The 21,189-nt window shown below is 37.9% G+C and carries 31 protein-coding genes; 3 read left to right on the top strand and 28 right to left on the bottom strand.

Translation table 11 applies throughout. From position 1 onward, the window contains the following. Nucleotides 1-5 precede the first annotated feature (5 nt). The 19 genes from ACQKIH_RS00850 to ACQKIH_RS00940 all read right to left on the bottom strand — a co-directional run bounded on the left by ACQKIH_RS00850 (nucleotide 6) and on the right by ACQKIH_RS00940 (nucleotide 10,149). Nucleotides 6-515: a hypothetical protein gene (locus ACQKIH_RS00850; protein WP_427762904.1), complete on the bottom strand. Its 510-nt coding sequence runs from the start codon at nucleotides 513-515 to the stop codon at nucleotides 6-8. Further along, nucleotides 512-709, bottom strand: coding sequence for a hypothetical protein (locus tag ACQKIH_RS00855; protein WP_427762905.1), 198 nt, complete (start codon nucleotides 707-709; stop codon nucleotides 512-514). The genes ACQKIH_RS00850 and ACQKIH_RS00855 overlap by 4 nt, the downstream gene beginning before the upstream one ends. 20 nt (nucleotides 710-729) lie before the next feature. Next, entirely contained in the window at nucleotides 730-1,269 is a 540-nt protein-coding gene (locus ACQKIH_RS00860; protein WP_427762906.1) for an ERCC4 domain-containing protein, read from the bottom strand. A 152-nt stretch (nucleotides 1,270-1,421) separates the two neighbouring features. Next, nucleotides 1,422-1,844, bottom strand: a complete 423-nt coding sequence (locus tag ACQKIH_RS00865; protein WP_427762907.1) for a hypothetical protein — start codon at nucleotides 1,842-1,844, stop codon at nucleotides 1,422-1,424. Nucleotides 1,845-2,153: 309 nt separating this feature from the next. Beyond that, the gene (locus tag ACQKIH_RS00870) at nucleotides 2,154-4,505 is read right to left on the bottom strand and encodes a phage/plasmid primase, P4 family (protein ID WP_427762909.1); all 2,352 of its coding nucleotides are present in this window, start codon (nucleotides 4,503-4,505) and stop codon (nucleotides 2,154-2,156) included. 12 nt (nucleotides 4,506-4,517) lie between these two features. Beyond that, nucleotides 4,518-4,874: a hypothetical protein gene (locus tag ACQKIH_RS00875; protein WP_427762911.1), complete on the bottom strand. Its 357-nt coding sequence runs from the start codon at nucleotides 4,872-4,874 to the stop codon at nucleotides 4,518-4,520. Then, nucleotides 4,867-5,037, bottom strand: coding sequence for a hypothetical protein (locus ACQKIH_RS00880; protein ID WP_427762912.1), 171 nt, complete (start codon nucleotides 5,035-5,037; stop codon nucleotides 4,867-4,869). The genes ACQKIH_RS00875 and ACQKIH_RS00880 overlap by 8 nt, the downstream gene beginning before the upstream one ends. A gap of 78 nt (nucleotides 5,038-5,115) precedes the next feature. Beyond that, nucleotides 5,116-5,589: a DUF669 domain-containing protein gene (locus tag ACQKIH_RS00885; RefSeq protein ID WP_427762913.1), complete on the bottom strand. Its 474-nt coding sequence runs from the start codon at nucleotides 5,587-5,589 to the stop codon at nucleotides 5,116-5,118. Then, nucleotides 5,589-6,275: an AAA family ATPase gene (locus ACQKIH_RS00890; RefSeq protein ID WP_427762915.1), complete on the bottom strand. Its 687-nt coding sequence runs from the start codon at nucleotides 6,273-6,275 to the stop codon at nucleotides 5,589-5,591. The genes ACQKIH_RS00885 and ACQKIH_RS00890 overlap by 1 nt, the downstream gene beginning before the upstream one ends. 12 nt (nucleotides 6,276-6,287) lie before the next feature. Next, nucleotides 6,288-6,611, bottom strand: a complete 324-nt coding sequence (locus tag ACQKIH_RS00895; protein WP_427762916.1) for an organic solvent tolerance protein OstA — start codon at nucleotides 6,609-6,611, stop codon at nucleotides 6,288-6,290. Nucleotides 6,612-6,624: 13 nt separating this feature from the next. Further along, nucleotides 6,625-6,993, bottom strand: a complete 369-nt coding sequence (locus ACQKIH_RS00900; protein ID WP_427762917.1) for a hypothetical protein — start codon at nucleotides 6,991-6,993, stop codon at nucleotides 6,625-6,627. Between the two features lie 33 nt (nucleotides 6,994-7,026). Further along, nucleotides 7,027-7,509 (bottom strand): siphovirus Gp157 family protein, encoded by a 483-nt coding sequence (locus ACQKIH_RS00905; RefSeq protein ID WP_427762919.1) that lies wholly within the window; start codon nucleotides 7,507-7,509, stop codon nucleotides 7,027-7,029. A 68-nt stretch (nucleotides 7,510-7,577) separates the two neighbouring features. Then, a complete protein-coding gene (locus ACQKIH_RS00910) occupies nucleotides 7,578-7,757 on the bottom strand; it encodes a YqaI family protein (protein WP_427762920.1) in 180 nt (59 codons plus the stop codon). Between the two features lie 19 nt (nucleotides 7,758-7,776). Continuing rightward, nucleotides 7,777-8,181 (bottom strand): hypothetical protein, encoded by a 405-nt coding sequence (locus tag ACQKIH_RS00915; protein ID WP_427762922.1) that lies wholly within the window; start codon nucleotides 8,179-8,181, stop codon nucleotides 7,777-7,779. Continuing rightward, on the bottom strand, nucleotides 8,181-8,456 hold the full coding sequence (abrB, locus tag ACQKIH_RS00920; RefSeq protein ID WP_427762923.1) for a transition state genes transcriptional regulator AbrB: 276 nt from the start codon (nucleotides 8,454-8,456) through the stop codon (nucleotides 8,181-8,183). Before abrB ends, ACQKIH_RS00915 begins: the two co-directional genes overlap by 1 nt. Beyond that, nucleotides 8,453-8,767 carry a hypothetical protein gene (locus tag ACQKIH_RS00925; protein WP_427762925.1) on the bottom strand — a complete coding sequence of 105 codons (315 nt, stop codon included), beginning with the start codon at nucleotides 8,765-8,767 and terminating at the stop codon, nucleotides 8,453-8,455. Before ACQKIH_RS00925 ends, abrB begins: the two co-directional genes overlap by 4 nt. A gap of 37 nt (nucleotides 8,768-8,804) precedes the next feature. After that, the gene (locus ACQKIH_RS00930; RefSeq protein ID WP_427763119.1) at nucleotides 8,805-9,551 is read right to left on the bottom strand and encodes a DNA cytosine methyltransferase; all 747 of its coding nucleotides are present in this window, start codon (nucleotides 9,549-9,551) and stop codon (nucleotides 8,805-8,807) included. Between the two features lie 136 nt (nucleotides 9,552-9,687). Next, the gene (locus ACQKIH_RS00935) at nucleotides 9,688-9,951 is read right to left on the bottom strand and encodes a group-specific protein (RefSeq protein ID WP_427762926.1); all 264 of its coding nucleotides are present in this window, start codon (nucleotides 9,949-9,951) and stop codon (nucleotides 9,688-9,690) included. Between the two features lie 15 nt (nucleotides 9,952-9,966). Continuing rightward, nucleotides 9,967-10,149 (bottom strand): helix-turn-helix domain-containing protein, encoded by a 183-nt coding sequence (locus ACQKIH_RS00940; protein WP_427762927.1) that lies wholly within the window; start codon nucleotides 10,147-10,149, stop codon nucleotides 9,967-9,969. Nucleotides 10,150-10,522: 373 nt separating this feature from the next. Here ACQKIH_RS00940 and ACQKIH_RS00945 point away from each other — a divergent pair, with 373 nt between their 5' ends. The 3 genes from ACQKIH_RS00945 (at nucleotide 10,523) to ACQKIH_RS00955 (ending at nucleotide 12,673) form a co-directional block, all read left to right on the top strand. Then, the gene (locus ACQKIH_RS00945; protein ID WP_427762929.1) at nucleotides 10,523-10,954 is read left to right on the top strand and encodes a helix-turn-helix domain-containing protein; all 432 of its coding nucleotides are present in this window, start codon (nucleotides 10,523-10,525) and stop codon (nucleotides 10,952-10,954) included. 17 nt (nucleotides 10,955-10,971) lie between these two features. Further along, entirely contained in the window at nucleotides 10,972-11,421 is a 450-nt protein-coding gene (locus ACQKIH_RS00950) for an ImmA/IrrE family metallo-endopeptidase (RefSeq protein WP_427762930.1), read from the top strand. A gap of 79 nt (nucleotides 11,422-11,500) precedes the next feature. Further along, nucleotides 11,501-12,673 (top strand): tyrosine-type recombinase/integrase, encoded by a 1,173-nt coding sequence (locus ACQKIH_RS00955; RefSeq protein WP_427762931.1) that lies wholly within the window; start codon nucleotides 11,501-11,503, stop codon nucleotides 12,671-12,673. Nucleotides 12,674-12,703: 30 nt separating this feature from the next. On the opposite strand, the gene dprA is transcribed toward ACQKIH_RS00955, so the two are convergent. The 9 genes from dprA to rplS all read right to left on the bottom strand — a co-directional run bounded on the left by dprA (nucleotide 12,704) and on the right by rplS (nucleotide 21,160). Continuing rightward, nucleotides 12,704-13,585, bottom strand: a complete 882-nt coding sequence (dprA, locus tag ACQKIH_RS00960) for a DNA-processing protein DprA (protein ID WP_427762932.1) — start codon at nucleotides 13,583-13,585, stop codon at nucleotides 12,704-12,706. Between the two features lie 156 nt (nucleotides 13,586-13,741). Next, a complete protein-coding gene (sucD, locus tag ACQKIH_RS00965) occupies nucleotides 13,742-14,644 on the bottom strand; it encodes a succinate--CoA ligase subunit alpha (protein ID WP_427762933.1) in 903 nt (300 codons plus the stop codon). Next, the gene (gene sucC, locus ACQKIH_RS00970) at nucleotides 14,641-15,822 is read right to left on the bottom strand and encodes an ADP-forming succinate--CoA ligase subunit beta (protein ID WP_427762935.1); all 1,182 of its coding nucleotides are present in this window, start codon (nucleotides 15,820-15,822) and stop codon (nucleotides 14,641-14,643) included. Before sucC ends, sucD begins: the two co-directional genes overlap by 4 nt. 165 nt (nucleotides 15,823-15,987) lie before the next feature. Then, entirely contained in the window at nucleotides 15,988-16,287 is a 300-nt protein-coding gene (locus ACQKIH_RS00975; RefSeq protein WP_057987071.1) for an EscU/YscU/HrcU family type III secretion system export apparatus switch protein, read from the bottom strand. Next, nucleotides 16,284-18,194 (bottom strand): hypothetical protein, encoded by a 1,911-nt coding sequence (locus ACQKIH_RS00980; RefSeq protein WP_427762937.1) that lies wholly within the window; start codon nucleotides 18,192-18,194, stop codon nucleotides 16,284-16,286. Before ACQKIH_RS00980 ends, ACQKIH_RS00975 begins: the two co-directional genes overlap by 4 nt. 5 nt (nucleotides 18,195-18,199) lie before the next feature. Beyond that, nucleotides 18,200-18,973: a ribonuclease HII gene (locus ACQKIH_RS00985; protein WP_057987119.1), complete on the bottom strand. Its 774-nt coding sequence runs from the start codon at nucleotides 18,971-18,973 to the stop codon at nucleotides 18,200-18,202. A 139-nt stretch (nucleotides 18,974-19,112) separates the two neighbouring features. Further along, on the bottom strand, nucleotides 19,113-19,997 hold the full coding sequence (gene ylqF / locus ACQKIH_RS00990) for a ribosome biogenesis GTPase YlqF (protein ID WP_057987075.1): 885 nt from the start codon (nucleotides 19,995-19,997) through the stop codon (nucleotides 19,113-19,115). A 96-nt stretch (nucleotides 19,998-20,093) separates the two neighbouring features. Beyond that, a complete protein-coding gene (lepB, locus tag ACQKIH_RS00995; protein ID WP_057987077.1) occupies nucleotides 20,094-20,660 on the bottom strand; it encodes a signal peptidase I in 567 nt (188 codons plus the stop codon). A gap of 155 nt (nucleotides 20,661-20,815) precedes the next feature. Then, entirely contained in the window at nucleotides 20,816-21,160 is a 345-nt protein-coding gene (gene rplS, locus ACQKIH_RS01000) for a 50S ribosomal protein L19 (RefSeq protein ID WP_057987079.1), read from the bottom strand. Between the last annotated feature and the right edge of the window lie 29 nt (nucleotides 21,161-21,189).

The raw sequence follows: 21,189 nt of genomic DNA on the forward strand, positions 1-21,189 counted from the left end.
TTTCTTTATCCAATTCGTTTCATCTCCATATCTTCGTGCGTACGTTTAGAACGGCAATATTCGATTTTGCCTCTGCCAATACCTGTCTCTTTGGCAATACCACTTATTCCCCCTACAGCAATTAAAATGCCACCTTTATATAACTCATAAACTGGATACTTATTATTTAATTGACATTTCACTCTAAATTGTCTGCAACGTTGACGTATTGCATCTTCGCTAACTTCCCATTTTTCAGCAACTTGCTCATACGTGTATATTTCACCATCTTTACGGAGTTTCTGAATAAGTTCGTCATTCCATTTCAAATGCGGTTTTGTTGACGTTTCATCACCTTCAACAACTTTACGTTTACCAACTAATTTAGATAATTTAGTGCCTAATTTTTCGAGCGCTTTACAATTCTTGCAATCTTCATTTCTCACGCCATGTGTATCGCATTCACATTGATCTGATAACTTATCGATTTCACGCAAAACTTTAAGTCGCTCAACTCTTAACTCCTTAGCATTCACTTTAACTCCCTCCATCCGTCTTTTTCTAATACTGCAACGATTGGCGAAAAGTGAGGTACTACAATCTCAACCTCCGCTTCTTCATCGATTAATACATATCTCTTCATGCGTAATTTTTTATCCTCTAATAAATTGGCTCGCTGTTGTCGGGCTGTTTTTGTTTGGACTGGAATGCCGTTTTTATTCATCTGCATTTAGAACACCCCGATTAAATTTATAGTTGTCCGTATTTTAAGAAATGTCGTAACTGGTATAAAAAACGATGGTAAATGTTATGGCCAATTAATGTTTTACTCATTGGACAAATTTCGAAATTGTATTTTACCTTCAAGCTCTCCAGTCGACCTTTTAACGCTTTCGGGTCGTATTTACTACGATATTTCCCTTGCGCTAGGTTTTCGTCAAAATGCTCGTCCTCGACAAAGATAACGAAGCGATTACCCTGCGAACGAATCAACTCATTGATAAAAGCCTGCTGCGTATCCTTTTGTAAATTGCCACAAATTTCATCGACCGAATTTTTACGTTCTACGAAACTTTTAAAATAGGTGTCGCGCATAACGCCCATTTCGGGATTAGCTGGCAACATGAATGAATAATCGCCTGTATCGATTTTTTGTATTTTCATTTGTACGTTTTTTTGTTTGAAATAATCGATGATATGAACACTGTTTTTTTCTCGCGTGTCCATGATAATAATCATTGTTTTTACGAGCTCATTAATTTCTTTGTCTGTGTATTTGAAATGGGTCAATTCGAATCACCTTCAAACGCTCTAGCGAAACAAACAAACGCACAAGCTAGATATGCACACAGCATTTCAAAACGTCCTGGTGTATAACCCCAAAGAATCGCTATCCACATAACTAAAAATGCGCATCCTAAAAATAAACTAAATTTACACATTCATTTCGCTCCCTTCGCAAATGCCGTTGCTCGATCAAAAAATTCTTTCTTCAAAGCGTTTGTTTTTTTGTTTTCAAATTCTACATAGTCAGTAAATTTATCACCCCAACCGTTTTTCTCTAATTCAATTGTCCATTGATAAAAAATTTCTATGGAATTTTTATCTTGTTTAAGCCATTCTTCTAATTTTTCGTTGTCTTGCCATCCACAGAAATGAAGCATAGCCTTTTGCATTGACTGATCGACTGGATTCATATTTTCAAATCTTTTAAACCATGCATCGATTTCATCAAAAATTGGTTCAGCTGCCTTCAGCACATCACCAGATATATTTTTATGGTTGGATAATTTCAGTGAGCCGTCTTTTTCACGCTCAATGACTCCACCTGACTTCCAAATTCGTGATAAAACATTAAGAACCAATTCCTCCCACCTTTCGGGTTACTGAATTTTGCCGAAAACTTCTAATAACCCCTTTAAAACCCCTGTTTTTTCTTTAATAACCCACCCTCACGCCTACAGCTATAAGGGTTTGATACAAATTAGGTTATTTGGGTTACATGATTCGGGGTTAAAGGCTCTATATATACTTATATATTTATTTTTATTTTTTAAATTAACCTAAAAACAAATAACCTTAATAACCTAACCCTTTAAATAACCACTTCAAACCCTTGATACAACTGAATTTGTATTTTTTTAACAAGGGTTATTAAAGGGTTAAAAGTGTTATTAAACTAGCTTAAAACCACCCGTTTCACCGTTTTCGGTAACCCCTTCAATAACCCCTAAAGTTGGCTTTCTTTCATTTAATGTAATTCCCGTTAGGAACGCTTTATTTTTAGCGCCCTTCACTTTTCCGAATCCTTTTGTCTCTAACATTCGATAAAATGACCGATTTCCGATTTGTCGCTCACCCGAATTAAGACACCATCTGTCATAAACTTTATAAAGCTCCTGCGCTTCAATGCGGATCGCTTCGTTTTTTGGCTCGTCGGTGTAGCAAATTTCCGAAAGGAACGGCGCCAATATATCCATTTCTTCTTTGTAATTACCTGTCGCATCCACCACAACGCGTGGCTCTTTGATGCCTGACTGCTGCCACTTCAAGCAACCTTCTAGCGCCCAATTTAAGATGCCTGGCATTTCAAGCGACAACTTTTCTTCTAATTTTTTATCACGTTCATGTGGTTTTAGATTTAAAGTGAACGGAATGATTTTTACACGTCGCCAAATACCTTCATCGACACCACCGATAATCGGTTTGTGGTTCGTAGTGAAGAAAACTTTGAACTCTGGAATGAACTCGAAGAATTCTTGTCTTAGGAAACGGGCCAAAATCGGCTCCCCACCTGTAATTGTTTTTACAAGCGATTCCTGTAACTTTTCCCCTTCTTCCGATTCAACCGCCGATACAAATCTTGCACTAGCTAAACGGGCAATATCATTGTTTGCACCTGTATCTTTTTTCTTGATAAACGTGTCGGATTTCGTTTGCAGTCCATAGTCACCCATTAGATTTTTAATAATATTTACGAATGTGGATTTACCGTTTGAACCCCCACCGACAAGGAAATACATACCTTGTTCACTAATATCTCCTGTGAGTGAATAACCGACTAAACGCTGCATGTATTCAATTAAATCTGTATCACCTTTGAAAATTTGGTCTAGGAAATTTAGCCATGTTAGACACGTTGCTTTTTCATCAAATGAGACATTCGATATTTTGGATAATCGCAAATCACGATCATGTTGCTGCAGCTTGCCATCTTTTAAATTGATGATGCCATTTTCCACATTGAACAAATATTTATGACGGTCGAATTCTTCTCTCTCCGCTGGCACCAATGGCATTAAATCTTTGATGCTATTCATGCGGATATTACGTTTGCCGCAACTGCGAGCCCAGCGCACTTCCATTTCATCATCAGACTTTTCTAATTCACGTAAAACTTTATTTGCTATACGCTCAATTTGCATTGCTCGGTCAACTTTCCAACGCTTACCGTCCCATAAATACCAATAGCCTGTATCACCGACAAAACGGATAACATGACCATATGAATGAGCGATACGTTCAGCATTTCCTAATTCATTTAAACGGAATTTCTTCTTTGGTTTTTCTTCCTCATCCGCTGCCACTGCATCACTGTGGAAGTCAAAGGAAAACTCAGCGTATTCTTGTTCGTGCTTGTGCTCTAAAACGGTGGTAGTGGTAGATGCAATCGCCTTCGCAAGCGTTCGTTCACCGTATGTTTCGCCTGTATCGCCATAAGTGATTCTGTCCCATTTATCACGCGCTAAGCCTGTTTCGCGGAACATTGCATCCATACGCGTTGCTGATTTCCCTGTCCAGAATGCAAGGTGATTACACAAAGCGATATCCGTTGATGAATGGTCGTTATCAACAATTAACTCACCTTTATACATCGCTCGAATTTCGTCACCAGACTTACTTCTAAACATGCGCTCCCAAAGTTGCTCGTTCGAGAATTTGATTTCATCTTTTTCGAATTCGCTTAAATTAACTCGACCTTGTATATCGCTATCGTCAAAGTACTGTTCAAATACTTCTGCAAGTTCTTCTGTACGTTCTTCAATCCCATTTGAATTTTCGGTATTACCAGTGAAAGAAAAATAGCGGCCATGTTGGTAAATTTCCAATCCATGCTTTACGGATTTTCGGCCCGTACCTAAAACAGATTGTGGAAGGCTCCCCTTGATGATTACATGTAGACCTTTTCCGCTTGGTGAAAATTCCGTATATGAATCTAATGTTTCAATGATTCCGTTAGCAAATTCATTCGGTTTGCCGTCCACAACACAATTATCAATATCAATGCCGATGTAAGTGTCCTGACGCGAGAACACGAAACCGATGCCGTCATAGCCGCCTTGCATATAGAATTTAACGGCTGTTGCGAACGTGGACCATGTACGACGATCATTCGAACGTGCTTCATTTCCATCTACTTGATACGGGATTTTCGTAGGCTTGCCGTTACGTTCTTCTTTGCGCCATAAAATCCATTGGGGTAACATTTTTAAATCATTGGGTATGTCGTTAAAGTTTATTGACATGATGTTTCACCTTCATTCGTTGATGCCTTTTATTTTGCAACCTAATATTCCTGTGATGTCCTCAATGATTTTCATTGCATCTTCACCAGCTTTATTTCGTTCGCCTTTAGACTTTGAATATTCGATATGAGATTTAATTTCGTTGTAATAAGCAACAACTTGTTCCTCTGGTGTTTCTACGATTTTGTAACCACTGATAAAAATTTCAGCAACTTCATGACCTTTTAAATGTTTTAAGGTTTTATAATTTCTAGTCAAAAAACCAGTAGCTGCACTTAAAATTAAATACTCTTTATCGTTATCATATAATGCCCTTATACGTTCGATTTCTTCTGCAACCTCACGACTAACCTTCACTTTTTCAGCCATTTAACCTATTCATCTCCTTTTCATCGAAATCACGTATCTTCTGCAAAATATTATGCCATTGCACGATTTCCGTTTTATTCAAAATCCTAGTAAGCTCACCATAACGAATCATCACTTTGCTATTGCTCGTTGTAATTACACGATTTTTGTTGCCTTTTGCCATTCGGTTTCACCCCTAGAATTGAAATTTGGGTATAAAAAAGAGAAGTCACCGAAAAGCGACCTCTCTATGAAATTTTAATTAAAATGGTAAATCATCTTCTCCCACAACAATTGGCGCACCTTGCTGCACAGGCGGATTTACTTTCGATTCCGCTACAAATGTTACGTGCGGGAATGTTTTATCGTTCTTAGTTCGATGTTTAATGTAAACGTACACCGCTTTCCCGATAATTTCATTCACGACTTGTTCTAAATCAAGGCTTTGTTTACCCTTGTACCCACAAGCAACAAAGAATGAATTACGTTTCTTTTCCGTCGATTCTTTATACTCGGGATTGCTGCTCGATAAATAAAGCGTGTTATATAAAACCTTTGCACCTTGATGTTTTTGGGTAACATCTGAACGAATTTCTACATCGAAACCGATATTCCAATTCCCTTGAAATTCTTCTGCTTTTGCATTAAGAATTGTCGCTTCATATTTACCCTCTGCAACTAATTCAAATTCACCTGTCAAAACGTTATTTTCATCGAAATCAATTTTAAAACCCATTATTTGTTTTCCCCCTTAATTGTGGATGACAGGATTAGTTCACTTTGCAAACACCCTGTGCGATCGTCTAAATGATTTTTTGCGTACATTGATTGGTTACCTTCTAAAATGAAACCTCGAGTACCATCTGCTTTTTTTACTAAGCGTGCTACAACATGTTCGATACCCATGATATGATTCACAATTTTATCGCGAATATCGGGAATGAATTGATTGTATTTACTGCCGCCTTCCTCAACAATTTCTCGTGTTGTTTCCCATGCGGTAAAAATGACATTAGCATCTAGCGCATTAAATGTTTCAACTAACTTCAAAAGGTGATTGTCCAATAATGCATAATCCTTCAATTCAGGCATTCCACTTTTCGTTTTTTCGCCTTTATTAAGCAACCATAATTTTTGATAGTGTGTAAGGTTATCAACGAAAATATTGTCGTATTTCGCAATGTTAGCTTTTGCTAATGCGTAGAATTTCAGAATGCTATTATGAGCATCCTCACCATCGATTTTCGCAACATCTACATTTGTATGACTCGCTAAAACTTGGCTAGTACCATCAATATCAAGTACCAATGTTTTGCCTGGTAAAAGTCGAGCGACCGACGTTTTACCATCACCAGGCTTAGAATAAATAACGATGTGCGCTTTTTTACTTTTTGTAATATCTGCACCATTTTGAATTTCCAATTATTTCACCTCCTAAAAGTTTGGCATTTCATCATTTTTAACCGATACGTTACCTTTGCCGTCCGTAGTTACTTCAACACCCTCATGCACTTCTTCAATGGACATTTGACCGTCAGGTGCTTCATCCTTTTCTGGGCGCTTATCCATTTCTTCTTTAGCAGTGGAGTACGTGCGCTCTAAATCTACTAGATAGTAAAATCCTTTCGAATTATGCTTTTCATGGATCTTCTGCATCGTTAAAGATTCGTCTTGTTTAGCTTCCGTTACAATCCCTTCCGCCTCTTCGTGCGAATCAGCATACCAACGTTCTTTTGTATATAATTTTTCTTTAGCCATTAATCATTGCCTCCTATTCGTAAATATACGTTTCTACTTTTTTACGTTGAACGATGTTAATTTCTGGCGGTTCAAAATCCCCACCCTCTTGCATTTCTGTAGCTGGCACTTGTTTACGAATGCTAATGTAACGAGTTTCTCCTTCGTAATAAGTTGATAAAATTTCAGTTTTCCAATTGTACCAACGCCCGCCATCTTCAAACGTTTCATCTACTTTCGAAAGTTCTTCGAGTAACTCGCATTTATCGCAATCAGATAATGCTTCAACATCTTCCTTATGACCTTCTAAATTTTTCGCAAACAACTCGTCATGTGAATATTTTGCTGATAAAACTAAGTGCTCACGTAGTAAAATGCCATTTAATATTTCTTCATTTGTCATATATACAGACCTCCATTTCTAATTGTGGAAGGCTTATCGAATACGAATCGATTCGCCTTGTGATATTTCAACACCATCGATTTCTGTGCCATTCTTCAACTCTGCTAAAATGGCTTTCTTATCGATATTTTTAACTTCTTGCACCGTGACAAAATTTTGTGGAATTAGATCTTCATCAAGCACCTTCAATGAAGGTGGGTTCTTTTGAACAGTGAAATTGAATTTCTCACCTTTCACTTTTAACTGACCTGTTGCCACCATTGAATACTGCATATTTTCTTTCATACGCTTGATGGCATTTTCCATCGATTTACGACGCTCAGCCAAACGACTTTCTTCAGCTTTTATACCAGCTGCATCCGATTCGATATTTTTGATAACCATTGCATAGCCTTCGAGTTTTTCTTCTAATGCCATTTCAAGTGATTCGAGTGTGTCCTCTAAACCTTCTGAACCCGATTCGATAAGCTGTTGGATTTCTAAAATTGATCCTGTTACCTCATAAATATTTGCCAATGAAATTCCTCCTGCGCTATAATAGCGGTGTAATAGTATGATAATGACTCGTTTAGAAGGTGCAACTTCTAGCGAGTTTTTAATTTGTGTGAATCATCCTCTAATAGATAACGAATGGCATTTTCCTTGTGGATGGCACAACCGAAACCAGCCTCAATATACTCTTCACCTGGCACAATTTCAGTACCGTATATATCTAAAAATATTTCTTCGTACTCATCTGCAATGATTGGATTTTCAATGTCCAATTTTGAACCCCCTAACACGTTAGAATGGATTAGCAATAAATTGTTTTACTTCTTCGCCAATCTGTTGCTCAATCAAACTACGTTCATTCAAAATGATTCGTTTTGCTTCGATTAACCCTTCCGTTTGCAGCATCAACATTTGATATTCTTCTTTCAATACCTTTCCCTCGATTTCTGGGAATGGAATATTATTATTTGCTATTGCCAATTCCATAAATTCTGTAGCAAGCTCACTCATACGTTCTTCATGTGCATAGATGCGTTTTTCTAACGCGCTTAACGATTCATCTTTTGGTAACTCCCATTTCAAATCAGTATCTTCCAAAACATGTACAGTATTAAAGGTTGAATTATCATCATAAAATCCAATCACCTTAATCATTGCTGGGTAGTTTTTGCCCTCCACAGTTAATACTGGACGCATTATTTAACCACTCCTTTTAACTGCTCCGTTAGCGCTTTAAGCCCTTCATCCGAAAGAATTAACTTACCGCCTAGCAAACTATGATTATCGTCTGATACTTCACCAGTAACGGCACACGTCATATTTGCTTTGTATTTCTTTAAGATGATTTGCTCACCATCAACAAAGATTTCTAACGCATCCTTTTCAGCGATATTTAATGTACGACGTAGCTCAATTGGAATTACCACACGACCTAACTCATCGACTTTACGAACGATACCTGTACTTTTCATTTGTTGTCCCCTCCCCAATTAACAATTAAGAATTGATTTGTATAGCTACCTAAAAGCCCACATGATTCACGTGTTTTAAATTCACATTTAAAGCCTTTTTCCTGTAACTCTTTCCGAATAACATTCAAAGCCCTAATATCATCATGCGAATCTAACAGTTTCTCCCACGCTGTATAACCTTCCAATGCGGAATCTTCTATTCGACTAATAATTCTTTTGAGCAATGGACCGTTTAACACGTCTTGCTCATAACTTGTTCGACCACCTTTTGCTAATTCTTTTAAAAAATCAGCTGTTGGAATTTCATTCATGCTCTTTTTCCCCCTATTTATAATTTTGACAAAATGTTCAGTAATCAAATTTAACAATCGCATCAAATACCGGATAAATTTGTTGCGGAACAACAGCATTCCCTAAAGCTATTAATCTACTTTTGTCCAATTCTCTGGAAAACCCATCATCCATTCCACAAATGCCGGGTTTGGGTACTGACCAATGTAATTCGGAAACTTTTCTCCAATGCTCCCAGGTAAAACTTTGCCATGCTTGCCACTGGCTTCTGAAGGTGCTAACGGTCGAATCTTTTTGTATGATTGACTCGCTGCAGGTGTTCCTAGCAATGATGAAGACACGGTCTCTTTGATGTGGCGCTCCAACGGCTTGAGCCGGTAATACAATACATTCGACTTCGTAGTTTTCAGATTCCAAATCGTTGATGACATCTGATAGTCCGTTGTTAACATGTCCAAATACGTTTTCTCCAACAAACCAATCAGCTTCGACTTCCTTGATGACTCTGAAGACTTCATCCCATAAGTATCTATCGTCTTCATCTCCCTGTTGATCTCCTGCAAGTGAGTATGGTTGGCATGGATATCCTGCTGAAACAGCTCTAATTGAATCAACATCTATCCCTCTTTCCATTAATGACTGTCTTGTTATTGTTCTTATATCTGAAAATATTGGTGTGTCAGGCCAATGTTTTTTTAGTACCTTTTGACAAAATTCTTCTATATCGCAGTGAGCAACAGTTTTTATCCCTGCCCATTCAGCAGCTAATGAAATCCCGCCAATACCCGAACATAAATCAAGCATGTTAAATCCCAAAATCATCACCTCTTGTTACTGCTCAATATATATCTAATTTTTAATAGCATTGCTAACTTCATATAATCGTTGTTGTAACGACTTCCTATTTGTGCTGATTAGTGCGAATAACGTTTTCAATTACTCACCTTCTTTCGAGTAACCAATTTCTCAAAAACAGTTCAGTTTCTTTCGCTGGGTAAAACCACTTGCCTCCCACCTTCACTTTTGGGAACCTCTCATCAAAGAAAAATGTATCTTGAATCATTGCCCAACTCATACATACTCGACGCTTCAATTCTTTGGTGTCCCAAAAGACTAAATCGACATCAACTTTCTCTACCTTTTTATTAATCGCATCGATATAGAGTTGTTCTACTTTTGCTTCATCTACTTGGATTTGCAACATTTAGTTCACCTCACTCTAAATGCATAGAATTTTACGTATATGCTTAATGTGTTCTTGCGCTTTTGGACCATCTTTGCGTCCGCGAATAATATCTGTTAAATAGGCACCTGAAATACCTACCATTGCAGCCAATTCTTTTTGGCTCATTTTTCGCTTAAATAGTTCAGAACGAACTTGAGCCCCTAAATCTTCTGGCATAATTTAACCTCACTTTCTTACCTGACGTAGCTACCGTCATATCAGCTATAAGTTCGAATATTTATACCGTCATTGGCTCGGTATCACAGCGCATGAGTTAAAGAATAAGCTAAAACATTCGCTAAAGTATTGACAATTATTAAAACTAGTTTTAATATTAAGACATAGCTAAATAAGACTTTTAAAAAGCCTTTAAACCAACATTTAAACCGTTCCCCAACGAAAAATGTTTTTAAATAGGTCGTCTTTTTTGTACTCTTTTTTAGCTGAACAATTAGCTTACCTAGAGTATATTAAAACTAGATTTAAAAATCAAGCATTTTATTAAAACTAGATTTAATTGATAGGTATGCAAACGGGAGGAAACGTTGATATGAATGCGTTTGACATACTAAAAAAACTTTGTGATGAGCAAGGTATTTCTGTAAATAAACTCGAAGAAGAGATTGGATTAGGCAAAAACACTCTATATTCTTGGAAGAAAAATACTCCTAAAGGAAGTAATTTAATTAGAGTAGCAGACTATTTCAATGTAAGCACGGATTACTTGCTTGGTCGTACTGACAAGAAACGTTACTACGATTTAACTGAAAAAGACGAAGAATCTATACAAGATGAACTTAAAAAAATGATTGAAGGTCTATCTATAAGTGGACACGCTGCTTTTGATGGTAGAACTCTTGACGAGTTAAGTGAAGATGAGTTAGAAGATAGAGAATTATTATTATCAAGTTTAGAAAATTCATTAAGACTCGCTAAACGAGTAGCGAAACAGAAATTCACCCCTAAAAAATATAGAGATTAACAGGAGTGTTGGATGTGATGTCGATAAAGTCAATTGTTAATAAGTTAGTTAAAAAACACGGTACAAATGATCCTTTCATAATTGCTGAATCTATGGGGATAATCATCGTATTTGAACCTTTAGGTAATGCATTAGGTTATTACAGTAAACACTTTAGAGTACCCATTATTCATATTAATCAAGATGCAGACAGAAAATCTCAGCACTTTATTTGCGGCCATGAATTAGGTCATGCCGTTCAACACCCAAATACCAACACTTCATTTTTGAAAAGGAACACTCTTTTTTCTACAGATAAATTAGAAATAGAAGCTAATACGTTTGCTGTTGAATTATTATTACCAGACGAATTGTTCGAAGTTCAAAATTGTTCAAGTTTTACCATCTATGATGCTATAGAAGAAAAAGGAATTCCAATTGAACTTCTTTCTTTAAAAAGTGTAGATGGTAAAAAAAATTTACCCTAAAAAGAACAAACATTCCCATTAAAGGTGGTGATAGTTAAAATTGTAATATGCGATTTAATTATTGAAGGGAGAAAAATTTGTGGCTACATTCAGAAAATTACCCAGCGGCAAATGGCAAGCGCGTGTATCGAGGGATGGGAAAGAATTTAGTATCGGTACATTTCGAACTAAGAAAGAAGCTGAAATTGAAGCTGCCAAAGTAGAAGAACGGATTTATTACGGTCAGGCACTTAATGATCGCAATATGTTATTCGATGATGTTGTTGAAGAATGGTTGAGGTTTAAAAAGTTAGATGTAAACGAGAATTCATTCGAATCATTGGAAAGGAATGTTCGGTTGCACTTACTCCCTCATTTCACTAATAAACGAATCATGAAAATCAGAAGAATAGATATCCGAAATTGGATTGAACATCACGCTAAACAAGGTTATGCATATGGTTCGAAAGTGAAATACCTATCAACATTAAAAAGCATATTCCATTACGCTGTACACGATTTAGAAATATTAGAGAAGAATCCTACTGATAAGTTATCAATGCCCGTTGTGGATGATATAGAAGCTGATAACGACGTTAAATATTATTCACTCGCCGAACTCACTCAATTGTTGAATTTTATGGAGAGTAGGAAAACGCAACGTTATGGTGACTACCAACTATATTATATGTTAATGTATTTTTTAAGCCAAACTGGATTGCGGATAAGTGAAGCTATCGCGTTGAGGTGGTCGGATATTAACGGCAATAAAATAACAGTCGAACGACAAATAAAAAAGACAAAACAAGGTAAAGTGTTGAGTACACTAAAGAATAGCTCTTCTTATCGAACTATCGGTATCGATGAAGAAACGTTAAAAATGCTCAAGAAATTTAAATTGGCTCAAAATGAACTAATTATCGGAAACGCTCATATACCCAAAAATAAAGATGATATCATCTTTCAAAATTATCTAGGCGATTATTTAGATACGAAAGCTATACGAACATCTTTTTCACGATATTGTAAACGCGCTGGTGTCGATTACAAAGGTACACATGTATTCAGACATACTCATGCCGTTTTACTATTAGAGGCTGATGCAAGTATTAAGTTTGTTGCCGATCGCTTAGGGCACAAATCAATTAAAACTACATCGGATATTTATTTAGATATCACAGAAAAGATAGAAGAAGATGAACTGAAAAAATTCACCGCTTACACCTCAAAAAAAACTGAATCGGCACAAAATCGGCACGAAGAGTTTTTATGACCTGTATAATAACCAACTAACCCTTATGCATCAACGATTGACAGTCGATTCTAGTATTTGATGTCCATTCCATATGGGAATTGCCCCTTCTTTAATCAATTTATTCGTGCCTTTTGATTGCTCTGAAGTGATTAAACCCGGAACAGCAAAAACATCCTTCCCTTGCTCTAGTGCAAGCTCTGTCGTAATAAGCGTCCCACTTTTTAGTGCGGCCTCTGTCACAATTAACGCTTGGCTTAAGCCACTAATAATTCGATTTCGGGCGGGGAAATGCCATTTTTGTACACCGACATAGGGCGGGTACTCTGTTAAAAGTAACTGTTCTTTTGCCATTTGCTCGCCTAGTTTTTGATTTTCCCTCGGATAAAAATGAAAAAAACCATGTCCTAATACAGCAATTGTTTTCCCACCATATCTTATCGTCGCCTCATGCGCGAATCGATCCGCACCTTTTGCCAGTCCACTTACTATGACAAATTGTTCATTTATAAGTGGAGGTAATATTAATTTTAACGCTTCCTCACTATACTTAGTCGCATTCCTCGAACCAATTACCGCAAGCTTTTTAGTTCCTTGTAATAGGCTCACATCACCTTTCACATAAAGGACAGTTGGCGGGTCATATATATTTTTTAACGCCTTCGGATACAAATCACTCACATACGGAACTGCAGTAATGTTATGCGTTAAATAATGCTCCTCTAACACGATTTCAAGCATTTTTTTATAATGAAATAACAAACGACTTGCATTCTCTTCTTTAATATTCAAGATTTTTGCCAGCATGTCAACTGGACAAGTTGCAAGTTCGTTTAAATCACCTAAATGTTGGTGCAACCGTTGGAATTTATGCCATGTAAGAGGATACACATAATGTAATGCAAGTAATTGATTTTTGAAAAAATTCGTCATTTAAACACTCCTTATTTTTAATAGAAGAAAGTGAAATGACCGCTATTTTTTGTTTGGGGTTTGTAGCGAAGTGTAAGCATCGATTTAGTCAATTTAATCATTTTAACCTTTATTGTAAAAAAAGATGTAGCGCATGGCGACGCTACATCTTTCATTTTAATGTGTTTTACAAGCTTCGTATAGACCTTTTTCTTTAATTACTTTAATTAATGTTTCGCCAATTACTGAAGGCGTAGGTGCAACTTCGATTCCAGCTGCATTCATCGCTTTAATCTTTTCTGCCGCTGTACCTTTACCACCTGAAATAATAGCACCAGCATGCCCCATACGCTTCCCTGGAGGTGCTGTCTGCCCGCCAATGAATCCTACGACCGGTTTAGTCATATTCGCTTTAACCCATTCAGCAGCCTCTTCCTCTGCCGTACCACCGATTTCACCAATCATAACAACCGCATAAGTTTCTGGATCTTCATTGAACGCCTTTAAGCAATCGATAAAGTTTGTCCCATTTACAGGGTCTCCACCAATTCCAACAGCTGTCGTTTGACCAATACCTTCTTGCGTTAACTGATGTACCGCTTCATACGTAAGTGTACCTGAACGTGAAACAACGCCAACATGACCTTTTGTATGAATATAACCTGGCATAATACCAATTTTACACTCATCAGCCGTAATTACGCCTGGGCAGTTTGGTCCGACTAAACGCGTCTTTTTGCCTTCCATATAGCGCTTTACTTTTACCATGTCGAGTACTGGAATATGCTCCGTAATACAAATCGTCATATCAAGCCCAGCATTTACTGCTTCAATAATTGCATCTGCTGCAAAAGGAGCTGGTACATAAATAACCGAAACATTGGCACCTGTCGCATCTACTGCTTCTTGAACGGTGTTGAATACAGGTACGCCTTCGATTTCTAAGCCGCCTTTACCTGGTGTAACGCCTGCCACGATTTTTGTACCGTATTCAAGCATTTGCTTTGTATGGAAAAGGGCTGTTTCCCCTGTAATCCCTTGTACAATAACTTTTGTCTCTTTGTTAATGAACACACTCATGCCTTAACCCCGCCTTCAGCCTCTACTAGCTTCACAATTTTTTGTGCACCATCTGCCATTGAATCTGCAGCCACAATATTTAAACCTGATTCATTTAATAGTTTTTTACCAAGGTCAACATTCGTTCCTTCTAATCGAACAACTAAAGGTACTGCTAACCCTACTTCTTTCGCAGCGATAATAACACCTTCAGCAATAACATCACATTTCATAATTCCACCAAAAATATTAACAAAAATCCCTTTAACATTTTGATCGGATAGAATGATTTTAAATGCTTCTGTTACTTTTTCTGCCGTCGCGCCGCCCCCAACGTCTAAAAAGTTCGCGGGTGAGCCGCCATAATAACTAATCGTATCCATCGTTGCCATCGCTAGACCTGCACCGTTTACCATACAACCAATGTTACCATTTAGCGAAATATAGCTTAAGTCATATTTCGACGCTTCAATTTCTTTTGGATCTTCTTCGTCAAAATCACGTAATTCTACGATATCTTTTTGACGATATAGCGCATTTGAATCGAAGTTGAACTTCGCATCTAGTGCTACAACTTGATCATCACCTGTTACAACAAGTGGATTAATTTCAACTGTTGATGCATCTTTGTCAATAAATGCTTGATAGATACCTAACATTAATTTAGATGCTTTGTTCACCAAGTTTGCTGGAATATTCATATTGAATGCCATACGTCTTGCTTGGAATGGCATTAAGCCTGTTACCGGATCAATCACTTCTTTGAAAATTTTCTCCGGATTTGATTCAGCTACTTCCTCGATATCCATGCCGCCTTCTTCAGAACCCATCATCGTTACACAAGAAGTCGCACGATCAAGTACTAAACTTAAGTAATACTCTTTACGAATGTCAGACCCTTCCTCTATGTAAAGGCGTTTGATTTCCTTACCTTCTGGGCCTGTTTGATGTGTTACTAAAATTTTCCCTAATAATTCTTTTGCGTATGAACGCACTTCATCAAGGTTTTTAGCAATTTTAACACCGCCAGCTTTCCCGCGACCCCCAGCATGGATTTGTGCTTTCACTACCGTTACATTTGCCCCTAATTCTTTTGCTACCTTTACTGCTTCATCTGGTGAAAAGGCTACGCTCCCTTTTGGAACAGCTACACCATATTTTCTTAAAATTTCTTTCCCCTGATATTCATGGATATTCATGTTACATCCTCCCATCGGACATTTAGAAATTATTCTACTAACACATTCATTTTAAACAATAATTCTGAAAATGTCTATGTTTGTCGTAAAAACCTTTTTAATGCTGCTTTATCACGAAACGTTCTATTCAGTCAGATAAATTAAAAAATGGCAAGCTCAAAAAGCTTACCATTTATCATTATTTGATTGTAATTTATGCTGTTCGTCCAATCGGTAAATAAAAGCAAACACTTCTGCAACCGCCTGATACAACTCTTCTGGTATCGATGTATTTAAATCCAGCTGTCCCAACAACTCTACAAGGCTAGGGTCCTCATAAATCGGCACATCATTCATAGCTGCCTGCTGTAAAATATTTTCGGCAATTTTCCCTTTACCTTTTGCCACAACAGTTGGTCCATCGCTTTTGGTAGGGTTATAAGTTAACGCAATGGCTTCTTTTCGTATAATTTTTTTATCGGTCATACGCGAATGTCCACACCACCTTGCTGTTCATCTGGCTGTACTTGTTTTTTTGTGTCAACTTTTTGAACTTGATCTTCAAATGGCTTAATAAAAATGCCCGATAAATGATATTCCTTTTCAGTAAGCCCTTTTTTTAACGTTTCTTTTAACGGTGCGGCTAATTGTTCTAACCTCGGATGATCATTAAATACATTAATCGTTACAACGCGATTTTGCACTTGCATGTCGATAACCGTTTGTTGAATTGATTCCATATTTAAATAGAATAAAATGCGCGCAAAATTGGCATCGATTTTACCGTCATCCTTCATTCGCCCATTCCATTGTAATGTAGCATCCATTCTTTTACCGAAAAATTCAAGTGGCACTTGCATGACAATTTGATGTTGGTGTCCATTTTCACCTGATAAAAGCTGCATGCCATTCATTCGAGCTAAAACGTTATCCGCCGCATCACGCAATGCAGGTGGTGTTTGTAAATCTTGTATTAACGCCAACAATTGCGGTTTTATTTGATTTGCAACCGCTTGAATATCTCCTGCCTTACTCGACAAAGCCGCTTCGTAACTCACTCCTAAACCTTTTAGCACCGTTTTAATCGCCTGCTCCATCGCCTTGCTATCTGCCGCTGACTGAACTTGTGCTTCAGCCTGTACTAGTGTACTTTGAATAGCAGGTTGCGGATTATCCGCTGAGACTTTTACTAAATTTCTCAATAACGCATCATTCATAGATACGTTTGAATCCGGTTTAATTAGCGATAGCAACTGGTCTTTGACAGTCATCCCCCGCTCATCTTGTGTGAATAGTCTTGAAGAGCTATTGTCCGTAAAGGCTTTTGTGAGCTGCTCTTGCAATTGTTTCGTGAACACTTCGACGGTCTGCTTTGACACTGGAATTTGTGAAAATCGTCCGATGAGTTGCTGGATTTGCTCTTTTTGTGATGTATTTAATAAACTTTCATTTGCCGCCCAAGCTTTTAATTGCTCGATTACGGGTTTCATTTGTTCTGGTGACGTCCCGGCAAGCTGTTGAATCATTTGCCCCGCTTGTTGCGGTAAGGTGTTTTGCGCCGACTGTATAGGCTGTGTCGTCGATGATGGCTGCATCGATTGCCAATTTTGTAACGTTGCATTTCTCGGCAATATCCCGGCTTCTTTCAACACCGCCAGCGCTTGCAGTTTAGTTGATATCGGGGCGGAAGAATCCATTAATGATTGCAAATTACGAGCGAGTAAAACACCACCTGTTTCTGCATCTAAAGGCTTCGCTAACTGCTGAATTTGTTGTAATAAATTCGTTTTTAATGCATCATTTCCACCTTGTTGTGTCGCTAATAATTGGGCTAAGTTGGCTAAATTAGCAGACATACCATCTGTTTTCGCCCCTTGTGTCAATGCCTGAAATACCGTAGTTGTAAAGGGCATTTTTAGTTCTACCATACGCTGTAACGCTTGTAATGCATCATTTTTCGATACACCGTCGGGCAAATTTTTCATCCAATTTTCAGCAGCAACTAACTGCTCTTTCGAAATCGGGAGCTGTTCTTTCATAAAATGAGCAAGCACTTGTCGCATTTCTGATGTCTTTGGTAAATTCATTGTATCTAGCAATTGGTTCATTTGTTGTGCGGGTGTCATCGTTTGTGACATTGGCCCCGTTACGACTTTTAATTCTGTTTGAGGATTTGTATTTGTCACTTGAAAAAAGTGAGCATCTCCCACTTTTAATGGCGTCTCAAGTTTCGCCATTATTTTTTGTCCTCCGACTTGAACTTCTGCCATTTGATCGGGGTACAGTTTTTTTATCGTACCGTGAAATACTTGATCTTGCCTAAACGTCATTGGCTGATTCGTTGTCGGTTGCTGCGCATTCACTTGTATTGGATTAAATGAAGTAGATGTCATAAAGGTTACTCCCTTTTTGCAATCATAGATTTTATTGGTTCAAATGTTTTTCGGTGATGGATTGTCGGACCGTATTGTGCTAACGCTTCTAAATGCTGTTTCGTACCATACCCAGCATGTTGCGTAAATCCGTACTGTGGAAACTGTTCATGCAAGTCATCCATATAATGATCACGTGCTGTTTTCGCTAAAATAGAGGCTGCTGCAATCGCCAAACTTTTGGCATCCCCTTTCACGATAGATGCTTGCGCAATATCGATTGGCAACGTCATAGCATCCGCTAAAACGAAATCCGGCTGAACGGTAAGTCCTTCTATACTTTGTTTCATCGATTGGCGCGTTGCTTCATAAATATTGAGACGGTCAATTTCATCGGCACTTTGAAAATGAATCGCGTACGCTACTGCGTGTTCTTTAATTCGTTTCGCATAATTTTCACGCAGCTCTTTTGATAGTTGCTTCGAATCATTTATTCCGAGCAGTTCTTCGCAATAGTTGGGTAAAATAACAGCTGCCGTTACAACAGGACCCGCTAATGGACCACGCCCCGCCTCATCGGTACCAGCGATATAAGCTGTTGCATGAGGCAAATAGGAAGCGTCAAAATCCAACTTTTCCTGATGTGCCAACTGTAATTGACGTTGCTTTTCTTGTCGTTTACAAAATTGCTGCCACGCTTTTTGAACGCCACTTCTTTCATCTTGTTGTATCGCATCCATCCACTGCTCATAATGCTGCGCCAATTTTAATGCTTGTGTAATTTCTTTAATTGTTTTCATTTTGTTCTCCTTACCAATCTCTATCCATTGTATCGGTTCTTTTTCCAAAAAATCAATTATGACTCGGCGGAATTGCGCCAATATCAGGAACTTCCCCTAACAACAAAAAGTCTACACATAATTTGCGTAGACTTTCATTTTATTGTTCAGTTTCTTGGAGTTGCTCTTTTTCAATTTGTTCTTCAACAAAATCAAACGTTAATTTCCCTAAGTTTTGATTGCGAATGTCTCGTACAATCAATAATGCAACTTGATCATAATCAATTTCGCCACCTTGGCCAAAAACGCGTCTCAACTTGCCAATATGGTCAAACGTTACAACTAAATCCGCATCAATCGCTTCAATGCCGTAGCGTTCCTGCATACGGTTTTGATAACGCAAAGATAAAAATTGCAAGCCATAAACAGCAAGGTCTTCCATATTCATAATTGAATCTTTAATCGCGCCAGTTAACGCAAGTTTATAACCAACTTCTTGATCCTCGAATTTTGGCCATAAAATCCCTGGTGTATCAAGTAACTCAATTTCTTTCCCTACTTTAATCCATTGTTGGGCTTTCGTAACACCTGGCATATTTCCTGTTTTCGCTAAATTTTTCTTCGCTAAACGATTAATAAGTGTCGACTTTCCTACGTTCGGTATGCCGACAATCATCGCGCGAATTGCACGGGGCTTCATACCTCTTGCCCTCATACGCGCCCATTTTTCTTCTAATATTTCCTGAGCAGCCTTTGTAACGGCTTGTAACCCTTTACCTTCTAACGAGTTAATCGCAACCGCCTTATGCCCTCGTTCGTTAAAATATTGAATCCAGCGACGCGTTTGGTGCTCATCCGCCATGTCCTGCTTGTTTAAAATTAATAAACGTGGCTTTTGATGGATCACTTCATCAATCATCGGATTACGAGATGAAATGGGTAAGCGTGCGTCCACAAGCTCAAAAATAATATCAACTAATTTTAAGCTTTCCGACACTTGGCGACGTGCTTTCGCCATATGCCCTGGGAACCATTGTATCGTCATGATGTATACCTCCAAAATATTTATTACATTCTATTTCCGTTGCCTTATCCAATAGAAAATGAGGAGATTACTCGCACCTCCTCAGTCATTGCCTATTCACTTTACGACTGCAATTTCATTTAAAGGCCAAAAAATGATGCTTGTGTTACCGATAATCTCTTTTTGATCAACAATACCAATATGGCGACTATCCTTACTGAAACGACGGTTATCACCCATTACGAATACATAACCTTCTGGAATTCCATTTTCAAGGGCTGGATCAATATCTCTTAGTGAAAAATCGCCTGTTAAATTGCCTTCGCTAATTTCTGCTTTGTACGCATCTAAATAGGGCTCATCAATCGGCTCACCATTAATATATAACTGGTCATCTTTATATTCAACATAGTCACCAGGTAACCCGATTACACGCTTAATATAATCCTTTTGCTCTGGCGCATGGAATACTACAATATTAAAACGCTCTGGCTCTCCTATTTTATAGCTGAATTTATTAACAATCATTCGGTCGCCATTTTCAAGGGTTGGCATCATCGAATCCCCATCCACTACAATTGGTGTAAATAAAAAATAGCGAATAAATGCTGCAATTGCAAATGCAATGAGTAGAGCTTTTGTCCATTCCCAAAGCTCATTTTTTTCTTTTCCAGTACTCTCCATGTAGCGTTCCCCCTTGACCTATCACATTTATTGTAATCGAAATATGTATTTCAAGCAAAAAAATAAGCCTTCTTATATTTTTATTCAATTTTGGGACACTTTTAAATGATGAAAGAAAAGGGACTTGTAAGAACAAGCCCCTTTCTAAACAGATCTTATCGAATTTCTTTAATACGAGCTGCTTTACCGCGTAAGTTACGTAGGTAGTAAAGTTTAGCACGACGTACCTTACCTTTACGAACTACTTCTAATTTAGCGATTTTTGGTGTGTGTACTGGGAATGCACGCTCAACACCAACGCCGTAAGAAATTTTACGTACTGTGAAAGTTTCGCTAACTCCGCCACCACGACGTTTGATAACTACACCTTCGAATAATTGAATACGCTCACGAGTACCCTCTACAATTTTAACGTGTACCTTAACTGTGTCACCAGGACGGAATGAAGGTAGGTCAGAACGTAGTTGATCTTTAGTGATTTCAGTAATAATGTTTGACATTGTTTTCTCTCCTTAGACAGATGCTCATG

Source organism: Solibacillus cecembensis (assembly GCF_050272495.1).
GTDB classification, from domain to species: domain Bacteria; phylum Bacillota; class Bacilli; order Bacillales_A; family Planococcaceae; genus Solibacillus; species Solibacillus cecembensis.